The organism is Pantoea sp. X-Soil-ISGK-421 (assembly GCF_059730785.1).
This window is the reverse complement of the sequence record NZ_AP035979.1, coordinates 776,153-793,757: the sequence shown is the minus strand read 5'-3', so window position 1 is coordinate 793,757 and position 17,605 is coordinate 776,153. Positions and strand designations below refer to the sequence as shown.

The window sequence follows — 17,605 nt, the reverse complement described above, 5'->3', positions numbered from 1 at the left end:
TTTGATTACCGGCAGTCAGGAAAAAGCTTTTCCCAAGCTCTAATGCCCTATATCCGCCGGGACATTTCACCGCGAGAGTTTACAGAATTGTTAACAAACTGCCAACCGCGGCAACATTGAATGCTTACAACAAGGCCGGCTTACGCCGGCCTTGATTAACGTCACATCACCAGACGGCGAATGTCGGACAGTGTGTTGTTGATGATGGTGATAAAGCGCGCACCATCAGCACCGTCGATCACGCGGTGGTCGAAGGAGAGTGAGATTGGCATCATCAGACGCGGCTCAAACTCTTTACCGTTCCACACCGGCTCCATCGCAGACTTGGAAACACCGAGGATAGCCACTTCCGGCGCATTGACGATCGGCGCGAAGTGCGTGGTACCCAAGCCGCCAAGGCTGGAGATGGTGAAGCAACCGCCCTGCATGTCGCCGGCGGTCAGCTTGCCATCACGTGCTTTCTTAGAGATCGCCATCAGCTCGCGCGACAGTTCAGTGATGCCTTTTTTGTTCACATCTTTGAACACCGGAACCACCAGACCGTTTGGCGTATCCACCGCCACACCGATGTTGATGTATTTCTTCAGCGTCAGTTTCTGTGCATCTTCAGACAGTGAACTGTTGAAACGTGGCATCTGCTCAAGAGCCGCGGCAACGGCTTTCATGATGAACACCACTGGCGTGAATTTCACATCCAGTTTACGTTTCTCCGCTTCAGCATTCTGCTGCTTACGGAACGCTTCCAGATCGGTGATATCGGTTTTGTCGAAGTGCGTAACGTGCGGGATAACCACCCAGTTACGGCTCAGGTTAGCACCGGAGATTTTCTGGATACGGCCCAGTTCCACTTCTTCGATTTCGCCGAACTTGCTGAAGTCCACTTTCGGCCAAGGCAGCAGACCTGGCAAGCTTCCGCCGCTGGCTGCTGCAGCCGGAGCCGCTTCAGCGCGTTTCACCGCGTCTTTAACGTACGTCTGCACGTCTTCTTTCAGAATGCGACCTTTACGGCCGGTGCCTTTGACTTTCGCCAGGTTAACACCGAACTCGCGCGCCAGACGACGAATCACCGGGGTAGCGTGTACGTAAGCATCATTCTCCGCGAACTCGCTCTTAGCATCCGCTTTCGCTGCTGCTGGGGCCGCTGCAGGTTTCGCTGCTTCTGCCGCTGGAGCCGCTTCCTGTTTGGCTGCTGGAGCCGCAGCCGGTGCCGCGCCTTCCACTTCAAACACCATAATCAGTTTACCGGTGCTGACTTTATCGCCCGTCGACACTTTCAACTCTTTCACGGTACCGGCAAACGGTGCTGGCACTTCCATTGAGGCTTTGTCGCCTTCAACCACAATCAATGATTGCTCAGCAGCAACTTTGTCGCCCACTTTCACCAGGATTTCGGTGACTTCAACTTCATCGCCGCCAATGTCTGGCACGTTGACGTCTTTCGCGCCAGAGGCCGCAGGTGCTGCTGCTGGAGCCGCTTCCTGTTTGGCTGCTGGAGCCGCAGCCGGCGCTGCACCTTCGGCTTCGAACACCATGATCAGTGAACCGGTATTCACTTTATCGCCGGTGGCGATTTTGATCTCTTTCACCACGCCCGCGAACGGCGCGGGTACTTCCATTGAGGCTTTGTCGCCTTCAACGGTGATCAGCGACTGCTCAGCAGTCACGGTGTCGCCAACTTTGACCAGAATCTCGGTGACTTCCACTTCATCGCCGCCGATGTCTGGTACGTTGACCTCTTTGCTGACCGCAGCGGCAGCCGCCGCTGGAGCAGGCGCAGCGTCCGCTTTCTTCTCTTCTGCTGGCGCTGGCGCCGCTTCTGCGGCACCTTCAGCGTCAAAGATCATGATAAGCGAGCCGGTTTCTACTTTGTCGCCGGTTGAGATTTTGATCTCTTTGATCACGCCCGCCTGCGGCGAAGGCACTTCCATAGAGGCTTTATCGCCTTCCACGGTGATCAGCGACTGTTCAGCTTCAACTTTGTCGCCCACCTTTACCAGGATTTCGGTGACTTCAACTTCGTCCGCCCCGATGTCCGGCACGTTAATTTCGATAGCCATTACTCTCTTACCTCTTATGCCAGACGCGGGTTAACTTTATCGGCGTCGATATTGAACTTGGTGATTGCTTCTGCCACCACTTTCTTATCGATATCGCCGCGTTTAGCCAGCTCACCCAGCGCAGCCACAACCACATACGATGCATCCACTTCGAAGTGGTGACGCAGGTTTTCACGGCTGTCGGAGCGACCGAAGCCATCGGTACCCAACACGCGATAATCACTGGAAGGCACGTAGCTGCGAACCTGTTCTGCGAACAGCTTCATGTAGTCGGTCGATGCGACGGCCGGTGCTTCGTTCATCACTTGCGCGATGTACGGTACGCGTGGCTCATCAGTTGGGTGCAGCATGTTCCAGCGCTCACAATCCTGACCATCACGCGCCAGCTCGGTGAACGAGGTCACGCTGTAGACGTCAGAAGCGATGCCGTAATCTTTCGCCAGGATCTGCGCGGCTTCACGCACGTGACGCAGAATCGAACCTGAACCCAGCAGCTGCACTTTGCCTTTGCTACCTTCTACGGTTTCCAGCTTGTAGATACCCTTACGGATACCCTCTTCCGCACCCTGCGGCATCGCCGGCATGTGGTAGTTTTCGTTCAGCGTGGTGATGTAGTAGTAGATGTTTTCCTGCGCTTCGCCGTACATACGCACCAGGCCATCTTGCATGATGACCGCGATTTCGTACGCGTAAGACGGATCGTAAGAGATACAGTTCGGGATAGTCAGCGACTGAATGTGGCTGTGACCATCTTCGTGCTGCAAACCTTCGCCGTTCAGTGTAGTACGACCGGAGGTGCCGCCGACCAGGAAGCCGCGCGCCTGCATATCGCCGGCCAGCCACATCAGATCGCCGATGCGCTGGAAGCCGAACATCGAGTAATAGATGTAGAACGGAATCATCGGCAGGTTGTTGGTGCTGTAAGAGGTCGCCGCCGCCAGCCAGGATGAACCTGCGCCCAGCTCGTTGATCCCTTCCTGCAGAATCTGGCCTTTCTCGTCTTCTTTATAGTAAGCAACCTGCTCGCGGTCCTGCGGGGTGTACTGCTGACCGTTCGGGCTGTAGATACCAATCTGACGGAACAGACCTTCCATACCGAAGGTACGGGCTTCGTCGGCAAGGATCGGAACCAGACGATCTTTGATCGACTTGTTCTTCAGCATCACGTTCAGGGCACGCACGAAAGCGATGGTGGTGGAGATCTCTTTATTCTGCTCTTCCAGCAGCGGACGGAACTCTTCCAGCGTTGGCATTTCCAGCTTCTCGCTGAACTCCGCCTGACGCGTTGGCAGATAGCCGCCCAACTTCTCACGCTGACCGTGCAGATAGTTGTACTCTTCAGAGCCTTTTTCGAAGGTGACGTAGGGCAGCTCTTCGATTTTGTCATCGGCCACTGGCACATTGAAGCGATCGCGGATGTAGCGAACGCCATCCATGTTCATCTTCTTAACCTGGTGCGCGATGTTTTTACCTTCGGCCGTGTCGCCCATACCATAACCTTTAATGGTATGTGCCAGAATCAGCGTTGGCTGACCTTTGGTCTCCTGCGCTTTTTTCAGTGCAGCGTAGACTTTCTTCGGATCGTGGCCGCCGCGGTTCAGCGCGAAGATCTCTTCGTCTGACCAGTCTTTCACCAGCGCTGCGGTTTCCGGGTATTTACCGAAGAAGTGCTCACGCACGTACGCGCCGTTACGGGATTTGAAGGTCTGGTAATCGCCATCAACGGTTTCGTTCATCAGCTGAATCAGCTTGCCGCTCGTGTCCTGGCGCAGCAGTTCATCCCAGCGACCGCCCCAAATCACTTTGATCACGTTCCAGCCAGCACCGGCAAAGATGCCTTCCAGCTCGTTGATGATCTTACCGTTACCGGTGACCGGGCCATCCAGACGCTGCAGGTTACAGTTGATGATGAACACCAGGTTGTCCAGCTTCTCGCGGGTGGCGATGGTGATCGCACCTTTGGATTCCGGCTCATCCATCTCGCCATCGCCGAGGAAGGCGTAAACGGTTTGTGCTGAGGTGTCTTTCAGACCGCGGTGTTCCAGATACTTCAGGAATTTCGCCTGATAGATCGCGTTCAACGGACCCAAGCCCATTGATACGGTTGGGAACTGCCAGAAGTCCGGCATCAGTTTCGGGTGCGGGTAAGAAGAGAGACCTTTGCCCTGCACTTCCTGACGGAAGTTGTTCATTTGATCTTCGGTCAGACGACCTTCAAGGAAGGCGCGGGCGTAGATACCTGGAGAAATGTGACCCTGGAAGAAAACCAGATCGCCGCCGTCTTTGTCGCTACGCGCGCGGAAGAAGTGGTTAAAGCACACTTCATAAATGGTCGCGGAAGACTGGAAGGAGGACATATGGCCGCCCAGCTCCAGATCTTTCTTCGACGCACGCAGCACCGACATAATGGCGTTCCAACGAATTGCGGAACGGATACGACGTTCAAGAGAGGTGTTGCCCGGATAATCCGGCTCATCTTCAACAGCAATAGAGTTAATGTAGTTGCTGATTGCAGAGGAACCTGCGGCAACTTTCACGCCACCTTTGCGTGCTGCGCTCATTACCTGATCAATCAGATACTGCGCGCGCTCAACACCTTCTTCACGGATGACCGATTCGATCGCTTGTAGCCAATCACGAGTTTCGATCGGATCCACGTCATTCTGTAAACGTTCTGACATGGGGTGTATTCCTTATCTGTGTCTAATACGTTGAAATTATCAGGAGCCTGTCTGCTTGTGCTTTGTTTCTGGTTCACAGCACAAGAAGACAGGCCCGTCGTGTTTTCCGCACGTTCGTTGCCGTGCGTTATTCCTTACGTTGCTGTAAACGACGCAGGGAGCGTTCACGACGACTCTGCTCCCGACTTCTATCCAGCAAGATTTCCTCAATGAACGCCAGGTGACGATGAGATGCCTCGCGTGCTTGTTCTGGCTCACGCGCCACAATCGCCTCGTAAATACTGGCGCGGTGACCACTCACTTTCGCCAGCATTTCCCGACGAGCGTAGAGCAATTCAAAATTCTGACGAACGTTTTGTTCCAGCATAGGGCCCATGGAACGTAGCAGATGCAGCAGCACCACATTATGGGCTGCTTCTGTGACAGCGATCTGATACTTCATCACGGCATCGGCTTCTGCGTCGAGATCGCCGCTGTCCTGTGCCTGCTGGATGTGAAGATGGCAGTCACGGATGCGCTGCAAATCTTCATCGGTACCCCGCAGCGCCGCGTAATAGGCAGCAACGCCTTCCAGCGCGTGGCGGGTTTCCAGCAGGTCAAACTGAGATTCTGGATGTTCGGCAAGCAGACCGACCAGCGGGTCGCTCAGGCTTTGCCAGAGATTTTTCTGGACGAAGGTGCCGCCGCCCTGGCGACGCAACAGCAGACCTTTAGCTTCCAGGCTCTGAATCGCTTCGCGCAAGGATGGACGTGAGACATCAAACTGTTTCGCCAGTTCACGCTCGGGGAGCAGTTTTTCACCCGGCTGAAGTGTCCCTTCCATAATGAGGGATTCCAGCTGCTGCTCAATCGCATCGGAGAGCTTAGGTTGGCGAATTTTACTGTAAGCCATCTTCCCTTCTTATCAGCCAAACGTCCGGAGTAAATTGGTAATACCAATTGAAAAATGGTGCCGGTAAAGTAACAAAGTATTCACCTTGTGTCTATATGGACGCGGTCACAGTTCAGGGGAAGATCGTAGGGCTGCTGCGCTAACCCACCGGGATAAAGCGAGAAAACGGCAGGCCTCGCCAAATGTTAATGAATTGCACTTTTACCTAACCTTACACTGAGTTAGCCGCCCTTCAGCCGCGCAACTATAAGGGAAACCTATTCGTGTTAGCGGTTTTTTCATGGCAGAAAGAATGTGATGGGTTGGTAGAGGATGCTGCTGCTTTTTCAGTCATCTCTCAGCACAAAAAGCAAAAGCAGGTGCAAAGCAGCGCGCTTATCACTATTCTGAACGCCGTGGTAGCTCATGCATGCACACAGCACGCCAGATACCGTAAAGAAAAGAATACATTAAGGTCAACAGCCTTAGCGTGCGCGCACTGCAGGCGCACAATAACAACATCACGAGGTTTGTATGGAACAACAGCAAGGCGACACGCTGCACCGCGGCTTGAAGAATCGCCATATTCAGCTGATTGCGCTGGGCGGAGCCGTAGGTACTGGCTTGTTTCTGGGCAGCGCATCAGTGATTAAGTCGGCCGGTCCTGCCGTTATTCTCGGTTATGCGATCGCCGGTTTTATTGCCTTTCTGATTATGCGCCAACTGGGCGAAATGGTGGTTGAAGAGCCGGTTGCCGGCAGCTTTAGCCATTTCGCCTACAAATATTGGGGCAGCTTTGCCGGTTTCGCCTCGGGCTGGAACTACTGGGTGCTGTATGTGCTGGTGGCGATGGCTGAGCTTACCGCCGTCGGTAAATACGTGCAGTTCTGGTGGCCAGATTTCCCAACGTGGGCCACGGCTGCCATCTTCTTTGTGCTGATCAACGCCATCAACCTGACCAACGTGAAAGTGTTTGGTGAGATGGAGTTCTGGTTCGCGATTATTAAAGTGGTTGCGGTCATCGGCATGATTCTGTTCGGTGGCTGGTTGCTGTTTAGCGGCAACGGTGGCCCGCAGGCCAGCGTCAGCAACCTGTGGGATCAGGGCGGCTTCCTGCCACACGGCATGACCGGATTAGTGATGATGATGGCGATCATCATGTTCTCCTTTGGTGGTCTGGAGCTGGTGGGTATCACCGCCGCAGAAGCCGACAATCCGCAAGAGAGCATTCCTAAAGCCACCAATCAGGTGCTGTGGCGTATTCTGATTTTCTATATCGGCTCACTCGCCGTGCTGCTGTCGCTGCTGCCGTGGACACGCGTGACGGCGGATACCAGCCCGTTTGTGCTGATTTTCCATGAGCTGGGCGATGCCTTTGTTGCCAACGCGCTGAACGTGGTGATCCTGACGGCGGCGTTGTCGGTCTACAACAGCTGCGTTTACTGCAACAGTCGTATGCTGTTTGGCCTCGCGCAACAAGGCAACGCGCCGAAAGCGCTGCTGAAAGTTGATAGCCGCGGCGTACCGGTTGCTACCATTCTGGTCTCTGCCGTTGCAACCCTGCTGTGCGTACTGATCAACTACCTGATGCCGGGCGAAGCTTTTGGCCTGCTGATGGCGTTGGTGGTGTCTGCGCTGGTGATCAACTGGGCGATGATCAGCCTCGCGCACCTGAAATTCCGTAAGAAGAAAGATCAGCAAGGCGTGACCACCCGCTTTAAAGCGGTGCTCTATCCGCTGGGTAACTGGATCTGCTTAGTGTTCCTCGCCGGTGTGCTGGTGATCATGCTGATGACGCCGGGTATGGCGATTTCGGTATGGCTAATTCCGGTGTGGTTGGTGATTCTGGGTATCGGTTACACCATCAAGAACAAACTACAGAAAGTCTAATGTTGTTCCCTGCCCGGCACGCTGTTGCCGGGCAGCACTTCTGATCTGGCTCACACTTTTCTTCGCCCGCGCGTTTTGTCCATCATCCCGACCATTTGCTCCCCAGCAGATTACTGATTTTGCACAGATAATTTCTGCTCATCATATCGCTGGAGACGATCAATGAAAGGAGCAGCCCTCTCGTTCAGAGAGAAACTGGGATACGGCATGGGCGATGCCGGATGCAACATGATTGGCGGTGCCATCATGCTGTTCCTCAATTATTTCTACACTGATGTATTCGGTTTAGCCCCGGCGCTGGTCGGCACGCTACTGCTGTCGGTGCGCGTACTCGACGCCATCACCGATCCCATCATGGGCGCCATTGCCGACCGCACGCAAAGCCGCTGGGGCCGTTTCCGCCCGTGGCTACTGTGGGTTTCCGTGCCTTACGTGCTGTTTAGCGTGTTGATGTTCACTACGCCGGAGTGGAGCTACGACAACAAAGTCATCTGGGCGTTTGTCACCTACTTCCTGATGTCACTCACTTACACCGCTATCAACATTCCTTACTGCTCGCTGGGCGGCGTGATAACCAACGATCCCGGTGAGCGCGTGTCCTGTCAATCGTATCGCTTCGTGATGGTGGGCATCGCCACGCTGATTCTCTCGCTTTCGCTACTGCCGATGGCCGAGTGGTTTGGCGGCGACAACAAAGCACGCGGCTATCAAATGGCGATGAGCGTGCTGGCGCTGATCGGTTTGGTGATGTTCCTGTTCTGCTTTGCCACAGTGCGCGAGCGCATTCGCCCTGCGACGCCGAGCAACGATGATTTAAAACAGGATCTGCGCGACGTGTGGAAAAACGATCAGTGGGTGCGCATTCTGCTGCTGACCTTCTGCAACGTCTGCCCCGGATTTATTCGCATGGCCGCCACCATGTATTACGTCACCTGGGTGATGGGGCAATCAACACATTTCGCCACGCTGTTCATCAGCCTTGGCGTTATCGGCATGATGTTCGGCAGCACACTGGCAAAAATCCTCACCGATCGCTGGTGCAAGCTCAAGGTGTTCTTCTGGACTAACATCGCGCTGGCGCTGTTCTCCTGCGGCTTCTACTGGATCGATCCGCATGCCACCGTGGCGGTGGTGATCGCCTACTTCCTGCTGAATATTCTGCACCAAATTCCGTCTCCGCTGCATTGGTCACTGATGGCCGACGTAGATGATTATGGCGAATGGAAAACGGGCAAACGCATCACCGGCATGAGCTTCTCCGGCAACCTGTTCTTCCTCAAGGTCGGACTGGCCGTTGCGGGCGCGATGGTCGGTTTCCTGCTATCGATTTATGGCTACGATGCCGGCGCGAAACAACAAGCACCTCACGCCATTAACGGCATCATGCTGCTGTTCACCGTGATTCCGGGGGTGGGATATTTGATTACTGCGGGCGTAGTGCGGTTAATGAAAGTCGATCGCAATTTAATGCGTACGATTCAGGCCGATCTGGCACTGCGCCGTACTCATTCACACGCCATATCCCCTATCGCATCCGCTACGACTACGCAACCAGGAGAGATCAAATGAGCTGGCCCAACCCTTTTATTACGCAACGCGCCGATCCCTTCATTCTTCGTCACGCCGATGGCTACTATTTTATCGCCTCGGTGCCGGAATATGACCGGCTAGAGCTTCGTTACGCGACCACGCTGGCTGGCCTGATTGAGGCTGAAGCCGTTACGGTGTGGCACAAACCGGATACTGGCCCCTTCAGCGCGCTAATTTGGGCACCGGAACTCCATCACATTAATGGACAATGGGTGATCTATTTTGCCGCCGCGCCAACACGCGCGATTAAGGACGGTTTGTTTCAGCACCGCATGTATGCGCTGGTGTGCGATGATGCCGATCCGCTGAGCGGTGACTGGCAACCTTGTCGTCGCGTGCATACGCCCATCGACTCCTTCTCTCTTGATGCCACCTACTTCCATCATCAAGGCAAACACTGGTATCTGTGGGCGCAAAAGGATCCGGCGATTCCCGGTAACTCCAATCTTTATCTCGCCGAGTTGCTTAATCCGTGGACGTTGAAAAGTGCCCCGCTGATGCTGAGCCGACCCGAGTACGAATGGGAATGTGCGGGGTTCAGCGTCAATGAAGGTCCGGCGGTGATTCAGCATGGTGATAAGCTGTTTGTCACCTATTCTGCCAGCGCGACCGATGAAAATTACTGTCTGGGGATGTTAAGTATTGATGTGTTGGCCGATCCGCTCAACAGCAGCGCCTGGCACAAATCTGCACGGCCGGTATTTGCCACCAGTTGGGATAATCAGCAATACGGACCAGGGCATAACAGCTTTACGGTGGATGAAGCGGGAAGAGCGGTGCTGGTGTATCACGCACGCAATTACACGGAAATTGAGGGCGATCCACTGTGGGACCCGAATCGCCATACGCGATTGAAATACTTCGACTGGCGCGCAGACGGCACACCGGATTTCGGTGTACCGCCAGCCGATCACACCAGCGTGCCGTAGATGGTCAACAGTGCGACAACCACCACCAGCACCAGGGAAATGCGTTTCGCCAACGCCACCGCAACACGTGGCGTTTCGACTTTATCCATGTGTGGATCGCGTGCCAGCGAGAACTGCGCCAGGCTGGTCAGCACCTGATATTGCGGGCGATGCAGATCGCCTAACGCGGCAAACCATGCGGGCAGCGCACGTTCGCCATGGCCGAGCAGCGCGTAGGCCACCCCCGCTAAACGGACGGGAATCCAGTCAAGCAGGTGCAGCAGACGATCAACGCCAGACTGCGAGCGCTCCAACGGCGAGTGATGTTTCGCCAGCCAGCTCTGCCACGCACGCAGAAATGCATAGCCCACCAGCAGCACCGGGCCGTACGGGCCCCCCACCACAAACCAGAACAGTGGTGCAAGATAGAAGCGGAAGTTAATCCAAATCAGTGCATTCTGCAGTTCCCGCAAGAATTCGCGCTCGCTGCACTCAACGGGCACACCGTGAATCAACGTCAGCTCGGCCGCCATCGCCTGATGGGCCGCTTCATCGTCATGGCTCGCGGCTTTGAGATAGTTGTGATAGTGCAATCGCACCGATCCAGCGCCGATACACAGCAGTCCCACCACAATCCAGAACAGCAATTGCGCCACGCCAAACAGAATACCTTTCAGGCTCCATACCACCAGCCAGACGATCAGCATCGCGATGACGGTCATCATCAGCGTGCGCAGTAAGGAAAAACGCTGACGACCACGGAACAACGGCTCCAGCCGATGATCCAGCTGCCAGTGTTCACCTAACTTAAAAAGGCGTTCCCAACCTAAAACTAATAACAAGCTAAACAACGTCATACCTGCTCCTGCTGTCTCAGGGATTCTCCTGCCGGATGGATTCTTTATAACGCGACCAGTCAAAAGATGAACCGGGATCGGTTTTCCGCTCTGGTGCGATATCGCTATGGCCGGTGATGCGCGCAGGCGTCAACGGATAGTGCTGCAACAGGAGATGAGTCACCTGTTGCAAAGTCGCGTACTGCGCATCGGTATAGGGCAGCGTATCGGTGCCTTCCAGTTCAATGCCCATCGAAAAATCGTTGCAGCTTTCACGTCCTTCAAACTGTGAAACGCCGGCGTGCCAGGCACGCTGATCGAAAGAGACGTATTGCACCAGCTCGCCGTCGCGGCGGATTAAACAGTGCGCCGCCACGCGTAAATGGGCAATGTCAGCAAAATAGGGATGCGCATCGGCCGGCAAGGTGCCGGTAAACAACCGATCAATCCACGGTCCGCCAAACTCACCGGGCGGCAAACTGATGTTGTGAATCACCAGCAGCGAGGGCACTTCATCATTTGGACGCTGATTGAAGTGTGGTGAAGGTACTTTGCGCGCGCTGGTAATCCAGCCCTCTTCCAGTTTCATGCTGTTAAATCCTAAGCAAAATCAGGCTGAGAATACCATGTTTCATCCAGCAGGCTTGCGACTTAATGCGCCGGCGAGCGCGAGTTCAGGATACTAAACATTTCACCCGTAGCAACTGGCATTGGCCAATAAATCAGGCTAAGGTGAGCGCACGAAATCTCGTCTTGTGGAGTGGCAAAACCATGGCAACGCGTCGTTACGATCCCGATCATCGCCGTCAGGAACTGATTAAACGAATTGAGCAAGATATTCCGGAAGCCGTGGCCCGCGCGCTCCAGGAGGATCTCGGCGGTGAAGTGGATGCGGATCGCGACATCACCGCATTGTTGCTGCCCGCCGAGAAGCAAGCGGTCGCAAAAGTGATCACCCGTGAACCCGGTGTTTTTTGTGGTAAACGCTGGGTGGAAGAAGTGTTTATCCAACTTGGGAACAAAGTTACCCTCACCTGGCATGTCGAAGATGGTCAAACGCTGGTTGCCGATCAGTTACTGTTCGAACTTACAGGCCCAGCGCGCCTGCTGTTAACCGCTGAACGTACCGCGCTCAACTTCGTGCAAACGCTGTCTGGCGTTGCCAGCGAGGTCAGCCGTTACGTCGCCCTGTTAGCGGGTAGCGAAACCCAACTGCTCGACACACGCAAGACCTTGCCCGGCCTGCGTACCGCACTTAAATATGCCGTGCTATGTGGTGGCGGTAACAACCACCGTTTGGGCCTCTCGGATGCCTTCCTGATAAAAGAAAACCATATTATCGCCAGCGGTTCGGTACGCAATGCGGTGGAAAAAGCCCTGTGGCTTTCGCCCGATGTGCCAGTGGAAGTTGAAGTCGAATCACTAACCGAACTGCAGGATGCCATTGATGCTGGTGCAGACATTATCATGCTGGATAACTTCAGCCTTGAAATGATGCATGACGCGGTAGTGCTGACCAACAAGCAAGCGCTGCTGGAAGTCTCTGGCAACGTGACGGAAGCCACACTGCCACAGATTGCCCAAACCGGTGTCGATTATGTTTCCGTGGGAGCGCTGACCAAACATGTGCACGCGCTGGATCTGTCGATGCGTTTCAGCGAGATTTGATGCCCCGATTTCGCCGCCTTCCTGCGCGGCAGAGTTGCGAGATGGCTTCCAGAATTCTGTTATCCTCACTGTAATCGTGACGATTCTCTGCGCGATGCTTTCCAGCCTCGCGCACACCTGACTTCCGCTTTCCTTCCCGCTTTTCTACCTTAGCGGCTCCACAACAAGGAGCTTTACTATGGAAAGACAACGCGGTTTTACGCTTATCGAATTGATGATTGTGATTGGCATCGTTGCCATTCTCAGCGCCATCGGTTTACCGGCCTATCAAAACTACCTGCAACGCGCAGCGCTTACTGACATGCTGCAAACTATGGTGCCCTACAAAACAGCCGTTGAACTGTGCGCCATCGAACGCGGCGGACCCGCACAATGTCAGGCGGGACAACGTGGCATTCCTGCGGCCAAAGGTTCGCGCTATGTGGCAACGCTTAGCGTGGTTAACGGTGCGATCAACCTGACCGGGCAGGAAAGTCTCAGCGGACTGACGGTCGACATGTTGCCCATCTGGAGTGCTGCCGATGGCACCTTGAGCTGGCAACGCAGCTGCGCCAGCGATAACAGCAGCCTGCGCGATAGCTGCCTTGAACAGTTCCGCTTTGCCGATAAGGATGCCAACTGATGGAGAATCCTCATGCTCAGCTGCAAGCTTTGTGCGCACGTTATCAGGCGGTTATTTTACACCATGACACTACGCTTCTCCGGGTTGCAGTAGCAGAGACGCCCGATCCGTTGCTGCTGGAGGCGCTGCAGTTCGCTAGCCAATGCAAAGTCGATGTTGAATGCTGGCCTGCGGCGCGACTTGAACAGTTGCTACACGAACCGGAATCGGCGGTCGCGCCACGTGAACATGCCAGCGCAGAGTCTGCGATTAATGCAGTGGACCAGATTTTGCGTCAGGCAATTCAGCGCCGCGCATCAGATATACATTTCGAACCGCAACGCCATGGATTGCGCGTGCGTCTGCGCATTGATGGCGTGTTACACAAACTGTCTCAGCCGTTAGAAGCGCAACCTGCTGCGATTCTGGCGCGCCTGAAAATCCTGGGCGGATTGGATATCGCCGAACGGCGTTTACCGCAGGATGGGCAGTTTACGCTCGAAATAGACGACAAGCTGGCGGCATTTCGTCTCTCCACGCTGCCGATTAGCCAGGGTGAAAAAGCCGTGGTGCGTCTGCTGCAAAGTGAAAATAGCGCCATTACGCTTGATAAACTCGGCATGCCCGCTGCACAGCTACGTTTGCTTAAGAACGCGTTAGCGAAGCCGCAAGGTTTGATTCTGGTTACAGGCCCCACCGGCAGCGGTAAAACCTTCACCCTTTACAGCGGATTAAGCGCACTTAACGTGCCAGAAAAGAATGTATGTAGCGTGGAGGATCCAGTTGAGATTCCGCTGGATGGCATTAATCAAACGCAGATTCAACCGCGCAGCGGGCTCGATTTCAATCGTGTGTTGCGCGCACTGCTGCGTCAGGATCCCGATGTCATTATGGTAGGCGAAATCCGTGATGCCGAGACGGCCAGCATCGCCGTTAAGGCAGCACAGACCGGTCATCTGGTGCTGTCCACTTTGCATACTAACTCGACCGCTGAAACGCTGACGCGCCTGCGTCAGATGGATATTCCCGGTTATCTGCTCGGGCCCGCTTTGCAATTAGTGGTGGCGCAGCGTCTGGTCAGGCGCTTATGTATGCATTGCCGTCAGCCGGGACAAGCCATCGCCCACCTGCCAGCTGAACTTTGGCCGGGCACACTGCAAACCTGGCGAGCACCAGGCTGCGATCACTGTTTCTCCGGCTATTACGGGCGGCTAGCGCTGTTTGAAGTGTTGCCGGTGACCAGCAAATTGCAGAATGCTATCTCAGCAGATATGCCGCTCGAACATCTGTTAACGCTGGCAAATGAACAGGGAATGAAGACCTTGCTGACTGCGGGTTTGGAAGCGGTAAGTCGCGGCGATACCTCATTTGAAGAGATGCAGCGCGTGGTGGGCCTCGGCGATGGCTAATCTCTATCATTTTCGCTGGCAGGCGCTCGATACAATGGGTGTGTTGCAGGATGGCGAGTCGCTCAATGCCAACCAGGATGCGCTGCTCAATCAACTTTCCGATCGCGGAATGCTACCTGTGAGCTGGCTGCGCGGAAAATGCTGGCGCTCGCGCGACTGGAAGTGGCAACAGAAAATTGACCTGGTGCGGCAACTGGCGACGCTACTTAAAGCCGGCTTACCGCTGGCGGAAAGTCTGATTTTGCTGGCAGAAGGCCATCCACATGCCGGTTGGCGGATATTACTGAAAGGATTGCAACGCCGCGTCATCGCCGGTGAGCCCTTCTCACAGGCATTGCAAGAGTGGCCGCAGATCTTTCCACCGCTGTTCCCCGCCTTGATGCAGGTAGGCGAGTTAACCGGTCAACTCGATGAGTGCTGTCGCCAATTGGCGCAGCAGCAAAGTAAGCAACAATACTTACGGCAAAAAGTGGTGAAGGCGCTGCGTTATCCCCTGTTTATCTTGCTGGTGGCGCTTGGGGTCAGTGCTGGCATGCTGCTTTTTGTTTTGCCTGAATTTGTCTCCGTCTATGCCAGCTTTGATGCACCGCTGCCTGCTTTTACAGCTGCGGTAATGGCGCTGTCTGAACTGCTGCAGAAAGCCGCACTGCCGCTGATGCTGGTATGCGCCGCAGTATTGGGAATTGTGCAACAGACTTATCGGCGCTCAATACCATGGCAAAAGCGCGTACATCAATGGTTGTTGCGCATGCCGCTGTTATCACCACTATGGCGCGGCGGGCAGCTCAGCCAGATTTACGCCATACTGCAACTTACCCAGCAATCCGGTTTAACGTTGCTGCAAAGTCTCCAGGCGGTGGAAGTAACGCTGGTATCACGTTTGTGGCGCGATGCCATTATTCAGTTGCAACAGCATATCGCTGCAGGTGCGCCACTGCATCAGGCGCTGCAACAGCATCTACTGTTTACACCCCTTTGTGCCCAGCTAATCCGAGTGGGCGAAGAAGCGGGTGCGTTGGATGTGATGCTCGCGCGACTGGCGGAATGGCATGAATCGCAAACATTAGCGCGAGCTGATGCTCTGGCTGCATCGCTGGAACCGATGATGATGGTGGTAATTGGCGGGATTGTTGGCACATTAGTGATTGCGATGTATCTGCCGGTATTTGGTCTCGGCGATGCGATTCGTTAACGGGCACACGCGATGCGTGCCCATAATCTGTGATCAGCGAGTAAACACGCGGTTCTCTTGTTCAGCGACGCGGATAAAGGTGGTGCGTTTAGTCAGCTCTTTCAACCGCTCCGCACCCACGTAGGTACAGGCCGAACGTAAACCGCCGAGAATATCTTTAACCGTCTCTTCAACCGGACCGCGCACCGGCAAGCGCACAGTCTTACCCTCTGCCGCACGGTATTGCGCGACACCGCCTACATGGCGTTTCATCGCCGATTCGGAGCTCATGCCGTAGAACAGCATAAATTTCTCGCCCTGCTCTTCAACGATGGTTCCTTCGCACTCGTCATGTGCCGCAAGCATGCCGCCGAGCATGGTGAAATCCGCACCGCCACCGAAAGCTTTGGCAATATCACCTGGAACCGAGCATCCACCGTCACTGACGATCTGTCCGCCTAAACCGTGTGCGGCATCCGCGCATTCAATAACCGCAGAAAGCTGAGGATAACCAACGCCGGTCTTTACGCGTGTAGTGCAAACCGAACCTGGGCCAATACCCACTTTGACGATGTCTGCACCAGACAAAATCAACTCTTCCACCATTTCACCGGTGACCACGTTGCCTGCGCAGATGGTTTTACCTGGGAAGCTTTCACGTACTCGCAGCAGGAACTGGACAAAGTGCTCTGAATAGCCGTTAGCAACGTCGATGCAGATGAAATTGAGCTGTGGCGATAACGCCAGAATGGCGGATAACTTAGTGAAGTCTGATTCTGAAGTCCCGGATGAGACCATCACATGACTCAGCACCGCTGCAGGAACGCGCTGCACAAATGCCTGCCACTCTTGCACGTTGTAATGTTTATGCACTGCGGTGAGGACATTAAAACCTGCCAGGGCTTCAGCCATCGTGAAAGTGCCGACGGTATCCATGTTGGCGGCAATAATCGGAATGCCACTCCAGCTCAAGCCTGAGTGTTTAAAGGTGAAGGTGCGTTCCAGTTCAACCTCGGAGCGACTTTTCAACGTAGAACGTTTTGGGCGGATCAAAACATCTTTAAAGCCCAGTTTTAGATCTTCTTCAATGCGCATAGCTGATTGTCCTGGTTAGTGAAGACGAACCGCGGTTCGGGTAGCGCTCACGGCTCCAGTGTCGTTATCATACGCGTCATTCGTTCCGCGACAAGACTGCGAATTTCACTTTATTTAGGCTACAATCCCTTAAATTTAGCTGAGAAAAATGATTGTGATCATGCTCTCATCTTGCTGTGGTTGATCGCCGCTCACGATATAAATTTTGCGAGAACGCTATGCCTTATACCGTTGCGCTCACCGGCGGCATTGGCAGTGGTAAAACCACTATTGCCAACGCTTTCGCAGCGCTAGGCGTTGATATTATTGACGCTGATGCCATTGCCAGAGAAGTCGTTGAGCCTGGAACGCCGGCCTTAAAGGCGATCGCTCAACGTCATGGAGACACCATTCTCACGGCAGAAGGCACGCTCTACCGTGCACGGCTTCGTGAAATTATTTTCCAGCAGCCGCAAGAGAAAAACTGGCTTAATCAATTGCTTCATCCACTCATTAACGCTCGCACGCAACAATTAAAGCTATTGGCGACTTCACCTTATGTGCTTTGGGTGGTGCCGTTATTGGTCGAAAACGGCTTACAGCATCAGGCCGATCGTGTGTTAGTCGTGGATGTGGATACCGCCACACAGTTGCAACGCACACAACAGCGGGATGGCATTTCATTGAGTCAGGCCAAAAGTATTCTCGCCGCACAGGCCAGCCGCGAACAGCGCCGAGCCTGTGCGGATGACATCATTGATAACAGTGGTACACCTGAGCAGGTGCTACCGCGCGTTGCTGAGCTTCACCAGCGCTATCTACGGCTGGCAGCAACCGGAAAGGATTAAC

At 54.6% G+C, this 17,605-nt stretch carries 14 protein-coding genes; 8 read left to right on the top strand and 6 right to left on the bottom strand.

What is annotated here, in order from left to right:
- Positions 1-161: 161 nt before the first annotated feature.
- The 3 genes from aceF to pdhR all read right to left on the bottom strand — a co-directional run bounded on the left by aceF (position 162) and on the right by pdhR (position 5,630).
- Entirely contained in the window at positions 162-2,057 is a 1,896-nt protein-coding gene (gene aceF / locus AC6I8K_RS03535; protein WP_497826240.1) for a pyruvate dehydrogenase complex dihydrolipoyllysine-residue acetyltransferase, read from the bottom strand.
- Positions 2,058-2,071: 14 nt separating this feature from the next.
- The gene (gene aceE, locus AC6I8K_RS03530; RefSeq protein WP_064737559.1) at positions 2,072-4,738 is read right to left on the bottom strand and encodes a pyruvate dehydrogenase (acetyl-transferring), homodimeric type; all 2,667 of its coding nucleotides are present in this window, start codon (positions 4,736-4,738) and stop codon (positions 2,072-2,074) included.
- Between the two features lie 127 nt (positions 4,739-4,865).
- Positions 4,866-5,630: a pyruvate dehydrogenase complex transcriptional repressor PdhR gene (pdhR, locus tag AC6I8K_RS03525; protein WP_064737560.1), complete on the bottom strand. Its 765-nt coding sequence runs from the start codon at positions 5,628-5,630 to the stop codon at positions 4,866-4,868.
- A gap of 513 nt (positions 5,631-6,143) precedes the next feature.
- Between pdhR and aroP the strand changes: the two genes are divergently transcribed.
- From aroP to AC6I8K_RS03510, 3 genes are all read left to right on the top strand, one after another.
- Entirely contained in the window at positions 6,144-7,499 is a 1,356-nt protein-coding gene (gene aroP, locus AC6I8K_RS03520; protein WP_497826239.1) for an aromatic amino acid transporter AroP, read from the top strand.
- Positions 7,500-7,661: 162 nt separating this feature from the next.
- On the top strand, positions 7,662-9,068 hold the full coding sequence (locus tag AC6I8K_RS03515; protein WP_483816820.1) for a glycoside-pentoside-hexuronide (GPH):cation symporter: 1,407 nt from the start codon (positions 7,662-7,664) through the stop codon (positions 9,066-9,068).
- The gene (locus tag AC6I8K_RS03510; RefSeq protein ID WP_497826238.1) at positions 9,065-10,018 is read left to right on the top strand and encodes a glycoside hydrolase family 43 protein; all 954 of its coding nucleotides are present in this window, start codon (positions 9,065-9,067) and stop codon (positions 10,016-10,018) included. Before AC6I8K_RS03515 ends, AC6I8K_RS03510 begins: the two co-directional genes overlap by 4 nt.
- Here the strand turns inward: AC6I8K_RS03510 and ampE are convergent.
- Both ampE and ampD read right to left on the bottom strand, forming a co-directional pair.
- The gene (gene ampE, locus AC6I8K_RS03505) at positions 10,000-10,854 is read right to left on the bottom strand and encodes a beta-lactamase regulator AmpE (protein WP_064737564.1); all 855 of its coding nucleotides are present in this window, start codon (positions 10,852-10,854) and stop codon (positions 10,000-10,002) included. The genes AC6I8K_RS03510 and ampE overlap by 19 nt on opposite strands.
- 16 nt (positions 10,855-10,870) lie before the next feature.
- Positions 10,871-11,422: a 1,6-anhydro-N-acetylmuramyl-L-alanine amidase AmpD gene (ampD, locus tag AC6I8K_RS03500; protein ID WP_064737565.1), complete on the bottom strand. Its 552-nt coding sequence runs from the start codon at positions 11,420-11,422 to the stop codon at positions 10,871-10,873.
- Between the two features lie 182 nt (positions 11,423-11,604).
- Here ampD and nadC point away from each other — a divergent pair, with 182 nt between their 5' ends.
- From nadC to hofC, 4 genes are all read left to right on the top strand, one after another.
- Positions 11,605-12,501: a carboxylating nicotinate-nucleotide diphosphorylase gene (gene nadC, locus AC6I8K_RS03495; protein ID WP_483816818.1), complete on the top strand. Its 897-nt coding sequence runs from the start codon at positions 11,605-11,607 to the stop codon at positions 12,499-12,501.
- A gap of 178 nt (positions 12,502-12,679) precedes the next feature.
- Positions 12,680-13,123 carry a prepilin peptidase-dependent pilin gene (ppdD, locus tag AC6I8K_RS03490; RefSeq protein WP_483816817.1) on the top strand — a complete coding sequence of 148 codons (444 nt, stop codon included), beginning with the start codon at positions 12,680-12,682 and terminating at the stop codon, positions 13,121-13,123.
- A complete protein-coding gene (gene gspE, locus AC6I8K_RS03485; RefSeq protein WP_497826237.1) occupies positions 13,123-14,511 on the top strand; it encodes a type II secretion system protein GspE in 1,389 nt (462 codons plus the stop codon). Before ppdD ends, gspE begins: the two co-directional genes overlap by 1 nt.
- Complete coding sequence (gene hofC / locus AC6I8K_RS03480; protein ID WP_497826236.1) at positions 14,504-15,703, top strand: protein transport protein HofC; 1,200 nt, start codon at positions 14,504-14,506, stop codon at positions 15,701-15,703. The genes gspE and hofC overlap by 8 nt, the downstream gene beginning before the upstream one ends.
- Before the next feature lie 33 nt (positions 15,704-15,736).
- On the opposite strand, the gene AC6I8K_RS03475 is transcribed toward hofC, so the two are convergent.
- Positions 15,737-16,777: a GMP reductase gene (locus tag AC6I8K_RS03475; protein ID WP_064737570.1), complete on the bottom strand. Its 1,041-nt coding sequence runs from the start codon at positions 16,775-16,777 to the stop codon at positions 15,737-15,739.
- Positions 16,778-16,995: 218 nt separating this feature from the next.
- Here AC6I8K_RS03475 and coaE point away from each other — a divergent pair, with 218 nt between their 5' ends.
- Positions 16,996-17,604, top strand: coding sequence for a dephospho-CoA kinase (coaE, locus tag AC6I8K_RS03470; RefSeq protein ID WP_483816815.1), 609 nt, complete (start codon positions 16,996-16,998; stop codon positions 17,602-17,604).
- Position 17,605: the final 1 nt, after the last annotated feature.

Excerpts from the sequence above, each read along its gene's own strand:
- hofC (WP_497826236.1), top strand. The coding sequence starts at position 14,504 with ATGGCTAATCTCTATCATTTTCGCTGGCAGGCGCTCGATACAATGGGT.
- coaE (WP_483816815.1), top strand. The coding sequence starts at position 16,996 with ATGCCTTATACCGTTGCGCTCACCGGCGGCATTGGCAGTGGTAAAACC.
- aroP (WP_497826239.1), top strand. The coding sequence starts at position 6,144 with ATGGAACAACAGCAAGGCGACACGCTGCACCGCGGCTTGAAGAATCGC.
- AC6I8K_RS03475 (WP_064737570.1), bottom strand. The coding sequence starts at position 16,777 with ATGCGCATTGAAGAAGATCTAAAACTGGGCTTTAAAGATGTTTTGATC.
- AC6I8K_RS03510 (WP_497826238.1), top strand. The coding sequence starts at position 9,065 with ATGAGCTGGCCCAACCCTTTTATTACGCAACGCGCCGATCCCTTCATT.
- AC6I8K_RS03515 (WP_483816820.1), top strand. The coding sequence starts at position 7,662 with ATGAAAGGAGCAGCCCTCTCGTTCAGAGAGAAACTGGGATACGGCATG.
- nadC (WP_483816818.1), top strand. The coding sequence starts at position 11,605 with ATGGCAACGCGTCGTTACGATCCCGATCATCGCCGTCAGGAACTGATT.
- ampD (WP_064737565.1), bottom strand. The coding sequence starts at position 11,422 with ATGAAACTGGAAGAGGGCTGGATTACCAGCGCGCGCAAAGTACCTTCA.
- gspE (WP_497826237.1), top strand. The coding sequence starts at position 13,123 with ATGGAGAATCCTCATGCTCAGCTGCAAGCTTTGTGCGCACGTTATCAG.
- aceF (WP_497826240.1), bottom strand. The coding sequence starts at position 2,057 with ATGGCTATCGAAATTAACGTGCCGGACATCGGGGCGGACGAAGTTGAA.
- ampE (WP_064737564.1), bottom strand. The coding sequence starts at position 10,854 with ATGACGTTGTTTAGCTTGTTATTAGTTTTAGGTTGGGAACGCCTTTTT.
- pdhR (WP_064737560.1), bottom strand. The coding sequence starts at position 5,630 with ATGGCTTACAGTAAAATTCGCCAACCTAAGCTCTCCGATGCGATTGAG.
- ppdD (WP_483816817.1), top strand. The coding sequence starts at position 12,680 with ATGGAAAGACAACGCGGTTTTACGCTTATCGAATTGATGATTGTGATT.
- aceE (WP_064737559.1), bottom strand. The coding sequence starts at position 4,738 with ATGTCAGAACGTTTACAGAATGACGTGGATCCGATCGAAACTCGTGAT.